This is a genomic window from Kitasatospora nipponensis, from assembly GCF_039528135.1.
GTDB lineage: Bacteria > Actinomycetota > Actinomycetes > Streptomycetales > Streptomycetaceae > Kitasatospora > Kitasatospora nipponensis.
The window spans coordinates 20,504-37,116 of sequence record NZ_BAAALF010000024.1; the positions used below are offsets into that span (position 1 = coordinate 20,504).

The window sequence follows — 16,613 nt, forward strand, 5'->3', positions numbered from 1 at the left end:
GAAGGCACCACCCGTGTCCCACACCACCGCCGCCCCCGACGCCGCCGCCGGGCCGACGACGGCCGCAGCGGCCCCCCGGCGGCCCGGCCTCGAACGGCTCGGTCCGCTGCCCTGGATCGCTCCGGCGGTCCTGCTGATCCTGCTCGTCGTGCTCTGGCCCGTCTACGAGATGGTCCACACCTCCTTCCTGCGGATCAGCAGCAGCGGGTTCGTCCGCGGCTCGGCGGGCCTGGACAAGTACCGCAAGCTCTTCGGCGAGACCGACCTCGGCCACGTGCTGGTCTCCACCGTGATCTGGACGGTGGTCGTCGTCGCCCTGACGATGCTGCTGTCGCTGGCCCTGGCCCAGCTGTTCAACCAGCAGTTCCCCGGCCGCCGGCTCACCCGCTGGGCCCTGATCGCCCCCTGGGCCGCGTCCGTCCTGATGACCGCCATCGGCTTCAAGTGGATGCTCAACCAGACCGCCGGCGTGCTCAACACGGCGATGACCGACCTCGGACTGATCGACGGCCCCAAGGACTGGCTCGGCTCCCCCACCACCGCCTGGCCGTGGATGATGGTCGTGGCGGTCTTCGTCTCGCTGCCCTTCACCACCTACACCCTGCTGGCCGGACTGCAGACCGTCCCCGGCGAGGTGTACGAGGCCGCGCGGGTCGACGGCGCCTCCACCTGGCAGACCTACCGCAAGATCACCCTGCCGCTGCTGCGTCCGGCCTTCCTGGTCGGCGTGGTGATCAACCTGATCAACGTCTTCAACTCCTTCCCGATCATCTGGGGGATGACCCAGGGCGGCCCGAGCAGCGCCACGGCCACCACGACGGTCTTCATGTACCAGCTGAAGGACACCGACATCGGCGAGTCCGCGGCCATGTCGGTGGTCAACTTCGCGCTGGTCGTGCTGATGGTGCTGGTCTTCCTCAAGGTCAGCCGCTGGAACGAGGAAGAGAGCTGATGAACCGTCAGACATTCACCACCGGGCCCGCCCCGCGCCGGCTGCGACCGCGCACCCTGGTCATCACCGCCGCCGCCTGGCTGCTCGCCGCACTCTTCCTGCTGCCGTACGGCGAGATGGTGATCACCGCGCTGCGGCCCGCCGACGAACTGCGCGACGCGAGCTACCTGCCCCGGCACTTCGCCTGGTCCAACTTCATCGACGTGTGGCGCGAGTCCACCCTGGGCGACAACCTCCAGGTGACGCTCCTGGTCGCCGGCGGCTCCACGCTGCTGGCCCTGCTGGTCGCGCTGCCCGCCGCGTACTACACCGCGCGGATCAGGTACCGCGGCCGCAAGTACTTCCTGCTGCTCGTGCTGGTCACCCAGATGTTCCAGCCGACCTCGCTGCTGGTCGGCCTGTACCGCGAGTTCTTCCAGCTGGACATGCTCAACTCCGTCTGGACGCTGATCCTGTGCAACGCCGCCTTCAACCTGGCGTTCGCGATCTGGATCCTCACCGCCTACATCGGTTCCATACCGGTGGAGTTGGAGGAGGCCGCGATGATCGACGGCCTCGGCCGGCTGGGCGCGCTGCGCCGCGTCGTCCTGCCGCTGGCCATGCCGGGCGTGGTCACGGCCGTCATCTTCACCTTCATCTCGGCCTGGAACGAGTTCGTGATGGGCCTGACCCTCTCGACGGTCCCGAGCAGCCAGCCGCTCACGGTCGGCATCAACAGCTTCATCGGCAACTACACCGTGCAGTGGAACTACCTGTTCGCCGGATCCGTCATCGCCATCCTCCCGGTCGTCGTGCTGTTCGCCTTCATCGAACGCCAGGTCGTCTCCGGGCTGACCGCCGGTTCCGTGAAGTAGCCACCCGGCCGGGCCCGCACCCGGCCCCGCACCCCGGCCCCAACTCCCGCTCCCGCTCCCGCACTCTCCGCTCCGAAGGAGCTCGCGCATGCCCAGCACGCCGTCCCGCACCGCCGTCGAAATCGCCTCCCAGCCCGACTGCTGGCGCCGGGCCGCCGCCACGCTGCCCCAGCACCTCGCGGCGCTGCCGCGCCGGGGCGAGAGCGTCGCCGTCGTCGGCTGCGGCACCTCCTGGTTCATGGCCCAGTCCTACGCGGTGCTGCGCGAGAGCGGCGGCCACGGTCGCACCGACGCCTTCGCCGCCTCCGAGTTCCCCGGCGTGCGCGACTACGACCGCGTCCTGGCGATCACCCGCTCGGGCACCACCACCGAGGTCCTGGACCTGCTCGGCCGGGTCCGCGGCACGGTGGCCACCAGCGCCGTCACCGCCGATCCGGCGACACCGGTGATGACGGCGGCCGACGCGGTGGCCGTGCTGGACTTCGCCGACGAGGAGTCGGTGGTCCAGACCCGCTTCGCCACCACCGTGCTCGCCCTGCTGCGCGCCCAGTTGGAGGCCGAGGGCGCCCTGCCCGTGGGGGTGCCCACGCTCGCCCGGGCGGCCGAGGACGCCGAGCTCGCCGTCACCGTGCCACTGGCCGAAGAGGTGCGCGGCGCCGAGCAGTTCACCTTCCTCGGCACCGGCTGGACGTACGGGCTGGCGCTGGAGGCCGGGCTCAAGATGCGCGAGGCCGCCGGCGCGTGGACCGAGGCGTACCCGGCCATGGAGTACCGGCACGGACCGATCAGCATCACCGGTCCCGGCCGGGTGGCGTGGGTGTTCGGGACGCTGCCGACCGGGCTGGCCGGCGACGTCGCGCGGGTCGGCGGCACGCTGGTCGCCGAGTCGCAGCACGCCTCCGGGGGCCTGGACCCGCTCGCGGACCTGGTCCGGGCGCAGCGCCTGGCGGTCGCGGTCGCCGAGGCCCGCGGCTACGACCCGGACCGCCCGCGCAACCTCACCCGCTCGGTCGTCCTGGAGGACTCCCTTGCCTGAGGCGCACGGGATGCACGAGATGCACAAGGTGCACGGGACGGGCGCGGTGCACGAGACGCGCGAAGCGGCCGCGGTGCACGACACGCGCGAGCCCGGCACGCGCGAGCCCGACCCGTGCGTGATCGCCCTCGACGTCGGCGGCACCGGCATGAAGGGCGCGCTGCTGGACCGGGACCTGCGGCCGCTGGCCACCCTGCGCCGCCCCACGCCCCGCGACGCCGGCCCGGACGCGGTGGTGGACGCGATCGCCGCCACCCTGGAGCTGCTGTCCCGGCGCGCCGGCGAGCAGGGGGTGACGGTCCTTCGGGCGGGGGTCGTGGTTCCCGGCATCGTCGACGAGGAGCGCGCCCGCGCGGTCTTCTCGGCCAACCTCGGCTGGCGGGACCTGCCGATGCGCGCCCTGCTCGAACAGCGCTGCGGCCTACCGGTCACCCTGGGGCACGACGTGCGGGCCTGCGGGTCGGCCGAGGCCGAGCTGGGAGCCGCGCGCGGCGCCCGCGACGTGCTCTTCGTCGCCATCGGCACCGGCATCGCCGCCGCCGTGATCAGCGACGGACGCCCCGTGCGGGCCGGCGGCCACGCCGGCGAGCTGGGCCACCTGGTGGTCGAGCCCGACGGCGCGCCCTGCGGCTGCGGCGCACGCGGCTGCCTGGAGACCGTGGCCTCCGCCGCCGCCGTCGCCGGTGCCTTCACCGCCCGCTCCGGGCGCTCCGTCGACGGCGCCGACCAGGTCGCGGCGCTGCTCGCCCTGGGCGATCCGAACGCCGAGGCGGTCTGGCGGCGCGCGACCGAGGCCCTGGCCGACGCGCTCGCCATCGCCACCACGCTCCTCGCCCCCGAGCTGATCGTGCTCGGTGGCGGCCTGGCCGAGGCCGGCGAGCTGCTGCTCACCCCGGTGCGGGCGGCGCTGGCCGAACGGCTGACCTTTCAGCGACAGCCGGCCGTGGTGCGGGCCGCGCTCGGCGACGAGGCCGGCTGCCTGGGCGCCGGGCTGCACGCCTGGCACGCGCTCACCGACGCGACCCTCCCCCGCGAGCTGACGGGAGGTGCGACCCGGTGATCCTCACCGTCACCCTCAACGCCGCCCTGGACGTCACCTACTTCGTCGACCGCCTGGTCCCGCGCGCCTCGCACCGCGTGGACACCGTGCACGAACGGGCCGGCGGCAAGGGCGTCAACGTCTCGCGCGTGCTCGCCGCACTCGGCCGGCCGACCACCGTGACCGGCCTCGCGGGCGGACCGACGGGCACCGTGCTGCGCGCCGAACTGCGCGCGGCGGGCCTGCGGGACGAGTTGCTGCCCATCGCGGGCGACTCCCGGCGCACCGTCACCGTCGTCTCGCGCGAGGACGGTGACGCCACCGTCTTCAACCAGAGCGGGCCGCGGGTCCAGCCGGCCGACTGGGCCGACTTCACCGCCTGGTACGCCCAGTTGATCCGCCACGCCGCCGTCGTCGTGCTCTGCGGCAGCCTCCCGCCCGGCCTGCCGCCCGACGCCTACGGGCAGCTCGTCACGCTGGCCGCGGCGGCCGGGGCCGCCACCGTCCTGGACACCAGCGGCCCCCCGCTGCTCGCCGCGCTCAGCGCCGGGCCGGACGTGATCAAGCCCAACGCCGCCGAACTCGCCGCCGTCACCGGCCACCGGGACATCGCGGCCGCGGCCGCCGAACTGCGCGCTCTCGGGGCCCGCGCGGTGGTCGTCTCCTGCGGGCCGGACGGGCTGTACGCCCTGACGCCGCAGGCCAGTTGGCGCGCCACGCCGCCCGAGCGGCTCAGCGGCAACCCCACCGGCGCGGGCGACGCGTGCGTCGCGGCGCTCGCCGCCGGACTCGCCTCCGGCACGCCGTGGCCGGACACCCTGCGCGAGGCGGTGGCCCTGTCGGCCGCCGCCGTGCCCTGCCCGGTCGCCGGCGACTTCGACGCCGACCTCTACCACCGATTCCGCACCACCGTCACCGTGGAGGACGTCCATGACGCTCATACCGACCGATGAGATCACCCGATCCGCCACCGAGAGCAACACCGGTGTCGGCGCGTTCAACGTCGTACAACTCGAGCACGCCCAGGCCATCGTGGCCGGCGCCGAGGCCGCCGGGCGGCCGGTGATCCTGCAGATCAGCGAGAACACCGCCCGCTACCACGGCGCCCTGGAGCCGATCGCCCTCGCCGCTCTCGCCATCGCCCGGGCCGCGCGGGTGCCCGTGGCGGTCCACCTCGACCACGCCGAATCGGTCGAGCTGGTCCGCGAGGCCGTCGAACTGGGCTTCACCTCGGTGATGTTCGACGCCGCCAGGCTCCCCTACGCGGAGAACGTCGCCACCACCCGCGACGTCACCGCCTACTGCCACAGCCGGGGCGTGCGGGTCGAGGCCGAACTCGGCGAGGTCGGCGGCAAGGACGGCGCGCACGCGCCCGGGGTGCGCACCGACCCCGAGGAGGCCGGCGCGTTCGTCGCCGCGACGGGGGTGGACGCCCTCGCGGTCGCCGTCGGCAGCTCGCACACCATGCTGACGCGCGACGCCGTCCTGGACTTCGAGCTGATCTCCCGGCTGCGCGCGGCCGTTCCGGTCCCGCTGGTCCTGCACGGCTCGTCCGGTGTCGGTGACGCCGACCTGGCCCGGGCCGTCGCGGCGGGCATGACGAAGGTCAACATCTCCACCCACCTCAACAAGACGTTCACCCAGGCCGTCCGCGGCTACCTGGACGCCCACGCCGAGGTCGCCGACACCCGCAAGTACCTCGGCCCGGCCCGCGAGGCCGTCGCGGCCGAGGTGGCCCGCCTGCTGCTGGTCCTGGCCGGAAACTGACGGACCACCGGCCGGCTGGGGTGCCCCGGGCTTGCCCGTCGGCTGCCGCGCTCCGTCCGGCAGCCGGTGCGGCGTCAGTACCGCGTGGACACCGTGACACCACTGAAGTCGGTGGTGGCGTGCAGCGTCAGGTAGCGGTATCCGGCAGCGGTGTTGGTGACGGTGATGCTCTCACTGGTACCGGAGTTGGTGGACTTGGCCGTGTAGGTGGTCGGGGTGGCCCAGGTGTCGGGGTCGTAGTAGAGGTCGGCGTTGCCGGTGCCGCCACTGGTGGAGACGGTCAGCGTCGAGGTACCGGCCGGCAGGTAGACCCACAGGTAGTCGTTGTTGCCGGCGGTGGCCGACTGGTTGGCGCGCGAGCAGTTCTTGTCCATGGCCTGGGGGTTGCTGCTGGTGCACGCGGGCAGGGTCCCGCCGCCCCCGCCGGTGCCGAACGCGTAGTGCGTGGTCACGGTGACTCCGCTGTACGCGGTGGTGGCGTGCAGGTCGATGTACCGGTAGCCGGGCGTGGCGCTGGTGAAGGTGAGGGTGATGGCGTCGTCGTTGCCCGGGTTGGTGGACTTGGCCGTGTAGGCCGTGGGACTGGCCCAGGTGTCGGGGTTGTAGTAGAGGTCGGCGTTGCCGGTGCCACCGGTGGTGGTGACGGACAGGGTGACGGTCCCGGCCGGCACGTAGACGTACAGGCCCGCGTCGTTGCCGGCGGCGGCCGACTGGTTGGTGCGGTAGCAGTTCTGGCCCATGGCGCGGGTGTCGGGGTCGGTGCACGCGGTGGCGGGACCGTTCGAGCCGGCGTTGGCGAGCGCGTCGAGCCAGGCGTCGAAGTCGGCGTCGTAGCCGGTACCGATCGCGTTGTAGACGGCGTAGGCGCCGGTGTAGTCGCCGACCCGCATCTTGGCCAGCATGGCGGAGGTGACGGTCGGGTGCTTCTCGAACATGTACCGCACCGCGAGGTAGCCCCACGGGTAGGTGCGGGTCGTGTTGGAGTTGTCGTACGTGCTCTGGAACAGGGTGCTCAGCGCGTACGTGTGCTGGCTGGCGTCGGTGACCGCCTCGGTGTCGGTGACACCGCGGTAGGTGTAGGAGACGTACTCGGCCTGGCCCTCGATCCACCAGATGTCCGGCACCGTGATCTGCTGCTCGAAGGTGCCCTTCATGTCGTAGATGGACTGCAGGAGGTGCGCGTACTCGTGGTTGAGGTTCCAGACCCGCGCGGTGAACCCGTTGTCGGTGGGCCACTGGTACTGGACGGAGACCGGCTGGTTGTTGGGGTCGGTGATGTCCCCGGTCAGGGTCTCGCCACCGTTGTTGGTGGAGTTGCCGAAGATCCAGCTGGAGTACGTCTGGTAGTCCTTGGAGCTCGCGAAGATGGCGAGCCGGACCTTCGACTCGTACTGGCCGGCTATGACGCCGTTGTCCTTGTCCAGGCCGTGGAAGTACGGGTACTCGTTCACCAGGCTCGTGCAGACGGCCGCCAGGTCGGAGGCGCTCAGCGCCTGGGCCAGCAGCGTGATGGTCGGCACGGACGAGCCGCAGGAGTACGTGGTCGGCAGCGAGGCCGCCGCGAGCTGGGTCGCCAGGTTGCAGGTGCCGTAGGAGGAGCACTGGCCCTGGTCGTAGGTGTCGGTCATCCCGGCGACCCCGACCCACAGCGGCGCCGAGTTACCGGTGACCGCCGAGGCGCTCAGCAGTCCCTTCACCAGCGGACGGACCTTGGCCTGCAGCGCGGGGGTGTCGAGGAAACGGGCGGTCTCGGTACCGGCGTTGGAGACCAGGTAGAACCAGCTCCCGTTCAGCACGGCCGGGTGGTTCAGCGCGAACGCGTCCAGCGTGTCGATGATGCTCGGGTCTGCGGTGACCGCGCTGACGAACGCCGGGTTCTGGTGGCCGCGGAAGATCGGGGTGAAGACGTCGTTGACGGCCACGTCCATGCTGAAGTAGGCGTCGTAGGAGCTGTTGTAGGCGTTGAGCACCCGCTTGTAGGTGTTCAGGTAGCGGGCCTGCTCGTTGGCGCTGTCGGTGAGGACGATGACCTCACCCGAGACGTCGCCGTTGGCCGCGGTGACGTCCATGAAGTGCGAGGAGGCCACGAAGGTGTCCAAGGCGCCCTCGATGGCGGCGGCGAGGGTCGGGCCGTACGTCCCGACGTCGGCCGAGTGGTTGAACTGGACGTAGTAGCCGGCCCGCAGGAAGAGCACGAGCTGCCACAGGTTGGTCGAGTTGTCGCCGGGGTAGGCGGCCGAGCCGCTCCTGAAGGCGTTGGCCACCGTGACCATCTGCGCCTCGGCGAACACGTTGTGCGCGTCGGTGCCCGTGACGTTGAACAGCGTGTTGACGCAGTCCGTGGTCGAGGCCTGGACGTAGGCGACCAGCGCGGAGCCGGAGCGGCTGCCGAAGTCGGCCGGCGTGCAGGACTGGGCCGCCGCGACGGCCGCGGACTTCGGGTGCGCGGTGGGCTTCGCGGACGTCGAGGGGGTTGTGGACGTCGCGGACGTCGTGGGCGTCGCCGGGCTGAGCGGGCGCGCGCGGGCGGCGTCGACCGGGTGGCTCCGCACGTCGGCCTGCTCGGAGTGGCCGGTGCTGACACCCAGCGGCGACTGCGACTGCGGCGCACTCACCGACTTGGCGGGGACCGCGGGGGACTTCAGCGCCGTGGAGGCAAGCGCCGTGGCGGGGTTCGGGCCGGCTGCAGCTAAGGCCGGCGCAGCCAGCAGGCCGACGGTCGCGACGGCGGCCGCCACCGTGGCGGCCAGGAATCTGGGCAGGGCGAATCGATGGCGCATCAATGCTCCTGAGTGCACGTGGGGGCACGCCTCGCGTGGGGGTGAGGCGTGACATGTAACATCTCACCGCGCCCAGCTGCTGGCAACGTGCTGTGCGATAGGACATTGCGCGGGCCGTGACCACGCCGGCTGCTATGGGAAACGCGGTGCACACCAGCCCCTGCGGCACCGACCGGTGCGGGGTGACGTGCCCGGAGCCTTCACCCGGGCGAGCGCGTCACCGCGTCGGCTCCGGAACACTTCTGCGGCCAGCGGCCGTTCGCGCCCCCACGCTCCGGCGGCTCGAGCGCCGGGCCCCGCCGTCCACCCGCGGCGCCCGGCGCTCGGCTCACCTGCCGGTCGTGGCGGGCGACGGGCTCGGGGAGCCGGTCGGCGCGGCGGCGGAGGGCGACGAGGTGGCGGTGGGCGAGGGGGTCGCGGTGGGCGAGGGGGTCGCGGTGGGCGAGGGGGTCGCGCAGTTCGGCGAGGGGGTGCCCGAGGGCTGCGGGGAGCCCGGCGTCGCGGACGGGGCGGGAGTCGGCGTCGCGGACGGCATCGCGGACGGAGACGGGGACGGCGAGGCCGACGCCGACGGGCTCGGGGTGGCGGACGCGCCGGCCGTCGGGGACGGGCAGGCGGTCGGCGTCGGGCACGGCGTGGGCGACGGCGATGCCGTGGGGGTGGGTGAGGCGGTCGGCGACGGCGAGGCGGTGGCCGTGGGCGACGGCTTCGCCGTGGGCGACGGTGAGGCGGTCGGTGAGGCCGGGACAGCCGTCGACGGCGACGGCGCGGCAGTCGGCGACGCGGAGTCGCTCGGGGCGGCCGAGGCCGAGGGGGCAGCCGTGGGCGGAGGTGTGGCAGAGGGCGGCGGCGCGGGCGCCGCGGTGGGCTAATGGTTGGCGGCGGGCACCGGGACCGGCCGGGGCACCACCGACGACGCCGAGGTACCGGACGCCCCGGAGCCCGTCGACACGGCGGTCATCCGGGCGGGCGCGGCCGGCAGGTCCGACACGGCCGAGGCGCCCGTCCGGTAGTACGCCATCCAACTCCTGACCGTGTTGAGGTAGTCGGTGGAGTCGTTGTAGCCCAGGACCGCCCGGTCGAGCTGGGCCGGCACCGACAGGTCGCGGCCGTCCGCGCAGAGGTAGCGGCCGGCGGCCAGCGCCGCGTCCCAGATGTTCTCGGGGTCGGCCTTGCCGTCACCGTTGCCGTCGGCGCCCCACACCGCCCAGGTGGAGGGGAGGAACTGCATCGGGCCGACCGCCCGGACCCACGAACCGGCGGCCCCGTAGGTGTCGCCGCCGGTGTTCGCGATCGCGGCGAAGCCGTTGGTCCCGTCCAGCGCCGGACCGAGGATCGGCGTGTACGTCCTGCCGGTGGCGTCGACCCGGCCGCCGTCCGCCTGGCCGGACTCCACCTGGCCGATGCCGGCCAGCAGTTGCCACGACAGGTGGCAGCCGGGATCGGTGCCGGCCAGGGACGCCTCGGCGTTGCGGTAGGCGGCGAACACCGTCGCCGGCAGCCGGGGCCCGTCCGCGGCCGGGGAGACTGTGGACGACACCGGCACGGCGGTGGAGGTCCCGGTCGGCAGGGCGGCCGGCGCCACGAAGGCCGATCCGCCCACCGTGTCCGGCGGCTGCGGCAGGGCCCGGCGGGCAGCGCCGTCCAGCGGCGTCGACCCGCTCGGCGCCGCCCCTCCCCCGGAGGTCGCGGGCGCCTCGGCCGCCACGGCCGAGGCGAGGGTCAGGGGTGCGGACGGCGCCGCCGCGGCAGCGAGGGCGACCAGCACCCCTGCTGTCTGGAACAGCGCGCGTTTCCGTATCCACCTGGCCATGTGAAGTCCTTCCGTCGGAACCTGCGAAACCTTCGGTCAGTCCATGGACGAACCAACTGCCTCTCAGGTTCCATCCAGGTTCCGGAGTTCGACCTCGCGCCGCGACCCCCAGCCGGCTTCGGCACCGGAGTACGGGGCCCACCGCCGCCGTTGCCGCCGGCGCCTACAGGGACTTCGCCGCGTCGCGGATCACGTCCAGGACGACGTCGGGGTGCGAGAGCATCGGGACGTGGCTGCTGTCGACGTCGTGGGTCCTGGCGCCCATCCGCCCGGCGGCGAAGCGCTCCAGGTCGGGGTTCACGGTGCGGTCGTTGTTGGCCACGATGTACCAGCTCGGCTTGGTGCGCCAGGCGGTGCCGGGGACCTGCTGGTTGAACAGGTCCGCGACCGGCACCGCACCCGTCGCCAGCACGAGCTTCTGTTCCGCCTCCGGCAGGTCGCCGCAGAAGTCCGCGAGACCCGAGGACTTGAGCCACAGCCGTCCGTCGCCGACCTCGAGGTGGTCGAAGACCGGCATGGGGGCGAACTGCTCCTGGAGCTGCTGGGACGTCTCGTTCTCGTCCGGGGCGAGCGCGGCGATGTACACCAGCGCGCCGACCCGGTCGTGGGTCCCGGCCTTGGTGATCAGGGTCCCGCCGTACGAGTGGCCCACCAACACGATCGGCCCCGGGACGTGGTTGAGCGTGAAGTTCACGCACGCGACGTCGCTCTCCAGGGAGTTGAGGCCGTGTTGGGAGGCGAAGACCTCGTGCCCCTCGGCCTGGAGCGTCGGGATGAGCTTGCCGAAGCACGAGCCGTCGGCCCAGAGCCCGTGGGCGAAGACGATGCTGGGCTTACCCGCCATGGTGGTTCCTCCTCCGTGAAGACCTGCACGATGCACTGCGTCGACTCCCCCCGGGGGCAGGCCAGGAGGCCTGTCCGAGCCCGATCGTCGCGCAGTGCGCACGCTCCGGACCGGCGGCGCCCCAGGGCCGGGCCACGCCCGCACCCGTTCGGCGGCGGCGGTCGGCTCCCCGGGCACGAGAACTCGCGAAATCAAAGACCCGGGGACCGCCGGGAACAGCCTCGTACGCGGCCTGGCCGGGCCCGCGGCGGCGATCCCGCGGGGGCTCGGGACTCCCGGACCGACCCCCTTCCGACAGACCCTCACACGCCCGCCCAGGCACTCGCCACATGTGCCCTGACCTGGTGTTTTCTCGCATTTCCCCTAAGCTGGGGAGCTCTGCTGGACACCTTCGGAGGGGACATCGTGGGCGAGGAAGCCACCAGGTACAGCGCCGCCAACATCCAGGTGCTGACCGGATCGGAAGCCGTTCGGAAGCGGCCCGGGATGTACATCGGCTCGACCGGCGAGCGCGGCCTGCACCACTTGGTGTTCGAAGTCGCCGACCGGGCCGTCAACGAGGTCCTGGCCGGCCACGCCCGCCGCGTCGACATCACGCTCACCCCCGACGGCGGCGTGTGCGTGGCCGACGACGGACGGGGCGTCAACGGTCCCGGTCTCGAAGCCCTGCTGACCCGCATGCAGGTCGGGGAGGGGACCGGCGGCCGCCACGACGTGACGCTCGGCTTCTGTGCGATGGTGGGACCCTTCGTCCACTGAGGGTTGATCAAGCCCCGCCGCGAGCCATAGCGTGCCGTCCGTTTGGTGACGGTCGATGCTCAGGCAGTGAGTTCGTGGCGACTCAGGATGTGTTCTCTGCGGAGGAACTGGCGCGGCTTCGGGGTTTCCCGGAGATCGACCGGGCTGAGCTGATTCGGTACTTCACGTTGACCGGTGCGGACGAGGCGTTTGTGCGCCAGTTCCGTACGGGCCGCAACGCGAGCACGTCGAAATAGCGGCCCTCCACGAAGGCGGGCAGCTGCAGGGATGCGAGCAGGTGCCCCCAGACGGGCGGGAACGCGTTCCACCCGTCGCTGCACCCGACCGTCGTCGTACGTCGGTCACGCTGATCGCGGAATCACCCTGTTCGCCAGACGCTGGCCCGATTCACTGGATGCCGGCTCGTCCGCGATCGATGTGCCGGCGCGGTCGCCGGTGCCCGGCAGGTCCTTGGCGAGCCGGCCTGCGAGTGCGCTCACCGGGCGTCGACCGGGTGAGGACGCCGAGTGTGAGCAGAGCGAGCGCCGGCAGCACGGCGACGATGATTCCCATCGGCAAGGCGTCGGTGGCGCCACCCGCGCCGGCCAGCGGAGCAAGTGCCCCGCCGAACATGAACTGGCTGAAGCCGAGCAGAGCGGCGGCCGACCCGGCGTGTCCGCCGTGGTCGGCCAGGGCCTGGGCCGCGGCGTTCGGCATGACCAGGCCCACGCTGGAGACCAGGACGAACAGGCCGATCAGGAGCACGGGCAGGGGTGCCCGTGTCAGCACCGCGCCCAGGACCGTGGTGCCACCGGCTGTCGCGCCCAGCAGACCGGCGAGCAGCAGCACGCGGGCGCCGGCCCGGGCCACCAGCCGGCCGCTGATCTGGGCGGCCGCAACGAGTCCGGCGGCGTTGACGGCGAACACGGCGCTGTACTGCTGCGGTGACAGGCCGTGGATGTTCTGCAGGACGAACGGCGAGCCGGAGATGTAGGCGAACATCGCCGCGAAGACCAGGCCGTTGGCCAGGACGTACCCGGTGAAGACCCGGTCGCCGAGCAGCTGCCCGACGACAGCCGGCAGCGGCTGGCGTGACGCGGAGGGCCGGGTCTTCGGCAGTCCTGCGGCGGAGGCCGCCAGCATCACGGCGCCGAGTACGGCCAGGGCCACGAAGATTCCAGGCCATGCCGTGACGCGCAGTAGCTGGCCGCCGAGGACCGGCGCGAACACCGGCGCCAGGCCGGTGATCAAGGTCAGTGCGGAGAAGAGACGTGCGGTGCTGGTTCCGGAGGTGCGGTCGCGGACCATGGCGTTGGAGATGACGATGCCGAACGCCCCGCCGATGCCCTGGACCAGGCGGAGGCCGACGAAGGTCCGGACGTCGGGTGCCACCGCGCAGAGCGCGCTGGCGATCGTGTAGAGGGCGAGGCCCGCCAGCAACGGACGCCGCCGGCCGTAGGTGTCGCTCAGCGGCCCGGCGATCAGCTGCCCGATGGCCAGCCCGGCCAGGCAGGCGGTGATGGTGAGCTGGGTGGCCGCGGCGCTGGCGCGCAGGTCGCCGGCGAGGTCCGGCAGTCCGGGCAGGTAGCCGTCGATGGACAGTGGTCCCAGGGCCACGAGTGCTGCGAGCAGGACGATGAATCGGGTGTGCCGGCCGGCGGCGTCGTTGCTCATGGCTCAGTACGCCACGGTGATGCGGCGGCGGATCGCGGTGCCGCTCTCGATCGTGTCGGCCAAGGCGATCGCGTAGTCGGCGTACGAGATGCGGCTGTTGCCGTCGTCGTCGGTGAGCAGGGTGTCCCCGGCGCTGCGGTAGGCCCCGGTCCGCTCGCCCGCTGCGATGACCGCGGCGGGCGACACGTACGTCCAGTCGAGGTCGTGCACGCCGCGGTAGAGGTCGAGCGCTTCGGACTGGGCCTCGGCGTTGGCCTTCCACAGTGCGGGAAAGTCCGGGTCGTCCATGACCCGGGCGCCGGTCGGCGTGCGCAGGCTACCGGCACCGCCGATGGTGACCAGGCGGGTGACGCCGGCTCGGCGGAGTCCGTCGATCAGCGCACGGGCGGCACCGACGATCGTGGCGCGGTCGTTCTCCTGGCCGATCCGGGGGCCGACGGCCGACAGTACGGCGTCGTGGGAGGCGGCGAGGCCGGCGACCGCGGCGGCGTCTGTGACGTCACCGGTGGTCACGGTCAGGGCCTTGTGCGTGAGTCCGTCGACGTGGCCGGCTCGGGTGACCGCGGTGACGGTGTGGCCGCGACGCAGGAGTTCCTCGGTGGTGGGCCGGCCGATGTTTCCGCTGGCACCGAACAGGACGATCTTCATGTGTTGCTCCTTGTTTCTGATGGTCACAGGACGGGCTGGCCGTCGGCGATGATGGCCGCGGTGATGCCGCGCTCGGCGGCGGCGTGCTGGAAGCGCTGCTCGATGTCGGGTTGTTCGGTGTAGAACGGCGGGTTGTGGAACAGGCCGTAGTGCATGGCGCAGACGGTGGCGGCGCCGAGTGCGACGGCGGCCTCGACGCCCTGCTCGGGGGTCATGGTCGCCGGGACGTTGGCCGCGTAGCCCTCGAAGTGGGCGATGACGCCGTTGACCGGGACGAACGCGACGTCGAACGGGCCGTGGTCGCGGGCGATCTGCCACCAGCTGCCGTGCCACTGGGTGTCGCCGCAGTGGATGACCCGCCGGCCGGCGCCTTCGACGACCCAGGCGACCTGGTCGCAGTCGTTGCCGCGCCAGTCCAGCGAGGTCACCGGGGTGACGGTCAGCGCTCCGATGCGGCGTGACTGGCCCAGGTCCTGGGCAACGGGGGTGATGCCCGCCTCGTGCAGCGCCGCCGCGCTCGGGGTGTGGCAGCCGATCGTGCCGGTGGCCGCGATCCGGGCGATCAGGTCGTGGTCGTAGTGGTCGGGGTGCAGGTGGGTGATGAGGGCGTGGGTGCCGGGCGGGGTGTCGACCGGGTCGACCGGCCGGTGCGGCGCTCCCATCACCGGCGCCAGCGGAGCGACGTTCTCGAGCGGGTCGATCAGCAGGCGGGTGTCGCCGAGACGGATCTCGACGCCGGCCCAGGCCAGCCGACGCACGGAAAGGGTGGAGGTCATGGGCAGCGACGCTAGACCGACCTTGTTGAGAAAGTCAACAAGAGAGTTTTGAATCTCAACACCACGATGTAGGGTGGTGGCATGCGCACCTACGGGCAGTACTGCGGCATCGCGAAAGCACTGGACACCATCGGCGACCGATGGACCCTGCTGATCGTCCGTGAACTGCTCGCCCTGGGTCCGTGCCGGCACACCGACCTGCGCAACGGGCTGCCCGGGATCGCCAGCAACCTGCTGGTCGACCGGCTCCGGGAACTCGAGGAAGCCGGCCTGATCCACCGCGAGGCCGCCCCGCCGCCGGTGGCCACCACCCTGTTCTCCCTCACCCAGCGTGGCCGCGCGCTGGAGCCGGTGCTGCAGGAGCTGAGCCGGTGGGGCGTGCCGCTGTTGCGCGAGCCGGGCGGCAGCGAAACCTTCCGCACCCACTGGCTGGACATGCCCGCCCGGGCACTGACCGACCACCGCCCCGACCAGCCGGCAATCGCCCTGCAACTGCACGCCGACGGCAACGAAGACCTGGTCATCGAAGTCAAGGACGGCTCGGTGCACACCCACGCCGGCCGGGTCGACCACCCCACCGCGTCCCTGACCGGACCGCCGCACCTGCTGGCCGCGACCCTGCTCGGCGACCTCGATCTGAGCGCCGCAGTACAGCAAGGCCTGCGGCTCAGCGGCGAACGCGAGGCAGTACTGCGCATCCTGCCCCGCTGATCGACCGGCCGCTCGCGGGCCTGCGACCTCAAGCTCTACCGAGTCTGCGCCGGTCTCAGTGAACGTTAAGTCCCTTTTCTCTCGGCTCGTGATCGCTCGTACGTGTGAACGTCGGCCGTACTGGCGTGCCAGTACGGGTTCGGGTGAAGTTCTGCGGCACATGGACAGACGGGCGTATCCGAGCGACTTAGATCGACCGGCAAATGGCTCACTTGAGGCGCCGTGTGGTGGGGCGGCCGCCCCACCGGTAACGGGTGGTGGCGCGGCGGATCAGCATGCGGAGCGTGACAAGCGCGGCGGCCAGGTGGAGATAGAACTCGACGACCGCGCCGTTCCTCTCGGTACAGCGCCGCAGCTTGCCGTAGCCGTTCATCCACGAGTGCGTTCGTTCCACGATCCACCGCTTGCCGGCCTGGATTGGGGAGGGTACGCCCTTGCGGGCGATCTCACCGGTGAAGCCCAACTCCTGAAGCAGAGTGCGGGACTTGTTGTTGTCGTAGCCCCGGTCGAGGTTGACATTCACGTCCTGAGGCAGGGGCCCGACCTGCCCGATGGCGGCCTCGAGGGTCGGCCCGAGAAGAGGCGAGTCGTGGCGGTTGCGGTCCGAGCATCCGTGGCTGGCGAGGCGCTCGTAGCCCGAACCGTGGACCAGTGCGAGCACCACGTGTTCGAACACGGTTCGGTCGGGGACTCTGCGGCGGTGGCAGCCGAGTGGGTGGCCCGCAGCGAACTCCGGTCGTGTGGGCAGCAGTGCGGCGAATTGGTCCCAGAGGGGTTCGAGCAGGCAGGGTGGCAGCGCGGGCACGGCTGTCCTTCGGGGTCACAGAACGTAGAGAACTCCATGATCGCGTAGGGCCGCGTGCCCGTTGCTGCCCGCCCCAGCCCTTCAGTGCCCATCGCCGGTCGGTCTTATTCCGGGGGCGTCGTATTCTCGGGTGGCGCCCCGCCCATTGGGTCGGCCTGCGGTCGGGCTTGCTCTGA

At 72.1% G+C, this 16,613-nt stretch carries 17 protein-coding genes; 10 read left to right on the forward strand and 7 right to left on the reverse strand.

Annotated features, from left to right (window positions below; translation table 11 throughout):
* The first annotated feature begins 13 nt into the window (after positions 1-13).
* The 6 genes from ABD323_RS09910 (at position 14) to ABD323_RS09935 (ending at position 5,648) form a co-directional block, all read left to right on the forward strand.
* Positions 14-952 (forward strand): carbohydrate ABC transporter permease, encoded by a 939-nt coding sequence (locus ABD323_RS09910; RefSeq protein WP_344440897.1) that lies wholly within the window; start codon positions 14-16, stop codon positions 950-952.
* A complete protein-coding gene (locus ABD323_RS09915; protein ID WP_344440898.1) occupies positions 952-1,806 on the forward strand; it encodes a carbohydrate ABC transporter permease in 855 nt (284 codons plus the stop codon). Before ABD323_RS09910 ends, ABD323_RS09915 begins: the two co-directional genes overlap by 1 nt.
* An 88-nt stretch (positions 1,807-1,894) precedes the next feature.
* A complete protein-coding gene (locus tag ABD323_RS09920; RefSeq protein WP_344440899.1) occupies positions 1,895-2,842 on the forward strand; it encodes an SIS domain-containing protein in 948 nt (315 codons plus the stop codon).
* A gap of 10 nt (positions 2,843-2,852) precedes the next feature.
* Positions 2,853-3,902, forward strand: a complete 1,050-nt coding sequence (locus ABD323_RS09925; RefSeq protein ID WP_344440900.1) for an ROK family protein — start codon at positions 2,853-2,855, stop codon at positions 3,900-3,902.
* Complete coding sequence (locus tag ABD323_RS09930; protein ID WP_344440901.1) at positions 3,899-4,834, forward strand: 1-phosphofructokinase family hexose kinase; 936 nt, start codon at positions 3,899-3,901, stop codon at positions 4,832-4,834. The genes ABD323_RS09925 and ABD323_RS09930 overlap by 4 nt, the downstream gene beginning before the upstream one ends.
* Positions 4,812-5,648 carry a class II fructose-bisphosphate aldolase gene (locus tag ABD323_RS09935; RefSeq protein ID WP_344440902.1) on the forward strand — a complete coding sequence of 279 codons (837 nt, stop codon included), beginning with the start codon at positions 4,812-4,814 and terminating at the stop codon, positions 5,646-5,648. Before ABD323_RS09930 ends, ABD323_RS09935 begins: the two co-directional genes overlap by 23 nt.
* Before the next feature lie 74 nt (positions 5,649-5,722).
* Here the strand turns inward: ABD323_RS09935 and ABD323_RS09940 are convergent, their stop codons facing one another.
* Complete coding sequence (locus ABD323_RS09940) at positions 5,723-8,428, reverse strand: M9 family metallopeptidase (RefSeq protein WP_344440903.1); 2,706 nt, start codon at positions 8,426-8,428, stop codon at positions 5,723-5,725.
* 341 nt (positions 8,429-8,769) lie between these two features.
* Here ABD323_RS09940 and ABD323_RS09945 point away from each other — a divergent pair, with 341 nt between their 5' ends.
* The gene (locus ABD323_RS09945; RefSeq protein WP_344440904.1) at positions 8,770-9,300 is read left to right on the forward strand and encodes a hypothetical protein; all 531 of its coding nucleotides are present in this window, start codon (positions 8,770-8,772) and stop codon (positions 9,298-9,300) included.
* Here the strand turns inward: ABD323_RS09945 and ABD323_RS09950 are convergent.
* Positions 9,297-10,241, reverse strand: coding sequence for a lytic transglycosylase domain-containing protein (locus tag ABD323_RS09950; RefSeq protein WP_344440905.1), 945 nt, complete (start codon positions 10,239-10,241; stop codon positions 9,297-9,299). The genes ABD323_RS09945 and ABD323_RS09950 overlap by 4 nt on opposite strands.
* A gap of 163 nt (positions 10,242-10,404) precedes the next feature.
* On the reverse strand, positions 10,405-11,085 hold the full coding sequence (locus ABD323_RS09955) for an alpha/beta fold hydrolase (RefSeq protein ID WP_344440907.1): 681 nt from the start codon (positions 11,083-11,085) through the stop codon (positions 10,405-10,407).
* A gap of 405 nt (positions 11,086-11,490) precedes the next feature.
* Between ABD323_RS09955 and ABD323_RS09960 the strand changes: the two genes are divergently transcribed.
* Positions 11,491-11,844, forward strand: coding sequence for a hypothetical protein (locus tag ABD323_RS09960; protein WP_425555932.1), 354 nt, complete (start codon positions 11,491-11,493; stop codon positions 11,842-11,844).
* A 74-nt stretch (positions 11,845-11,918) separates the two neighbouring features.
* Positions 11,919-12,080, forward strand: coding sequence for a DUF4158 domain-containing protein (locus ABD323_RS09965; RefSeq protein ID WP_344440908.1), 162 nt, complete (start codon positions 11,919-11,921; stop codon positions 12,078-12,080).
* Between the two features lie 151 nt (positions 12,081-12,231).
* On the opposite strand, the gene ABD323_RS09970 is transcribed toward ABD323_RS09965, so the two are convergent.
* Genes ABD323_RS09970 through ABD323_RS09980 form a run of 3 tightly spaced genes read right to left on the reverse strand, consistent with a single transcriptional unit; the run spans position 12,232 to position 14,921 of the window.
* Positions 12,232-13,497 (reverse strand): multidrug effflux MFS transporter, encoded by a 1,266-nt coding sequence (locus ABD323_RS09970; protein WP_344440909.1) that lies wholly within the window; start codon positions 13,495-13,497, stop codon positions 12,232-12,234.
* A 3-nt stretch (positions 13,498-13,500) separates the two neighbouring features.
* On the reverse strand, positions 13,501-14,145 hold the full coding sequence (locus ABD323_RS09975) for an NAD(P)-dependent oxidoreductase (RefSeq protein WP_344440910.1): 645 nt from the start codon (positions 14,143-14,145) through the stop codon (positions 13,501-13,503).
* Between the two features lie 23 nt (positions 14,146-14,168).
* Positions 14,169-14,921, reverse strand: coding sequence for an MBL fold metallo-hydrolase (locus ABD323_RS09980; RefSeq protein WP_344440911.1), 753 nt, complete (start codon positions 14,919-14,921; stop codon positions 14,169-14,171).
* An 81-nt stretch (positions 14,922-15,002) separates the two neighbouring features.
* On the opposite strand from ABD323_RS09980, the gene ABD323_RS09985 reads away from it, so the two are divergent.
* The gene (locus ABD323_RS09985) at positions 15,003-15,632 is read left to right on the forward strand and encodes a winged helix-turn-helix transcriptional regulator (RefSeq protein ID WP_344440912.1); all 630 of its coding nucleotides are present in this window, start codon (positions 15,003-15,005) and stop codon (positions 15,630-15,632) included.
* 208 nt (positions 15,633-15,840) lie between these two features.
* On the opposite strand, the gene ABD323_RS09990 is transcribed toward ABD323_RS09985, so the two are convergent.
* Positions 15,841-16,437, reverse strand: coding sequence for a transposase (locus ABD323_RS09990; RefSeq protein WP_344440913.1), 597 nt, complete (start codon positions 16,435-16,437; stop codon positions 15,841-15,843).
* Between the last annotated feature and the right edge of the window lie 176 nt (positions 16,438-16,613).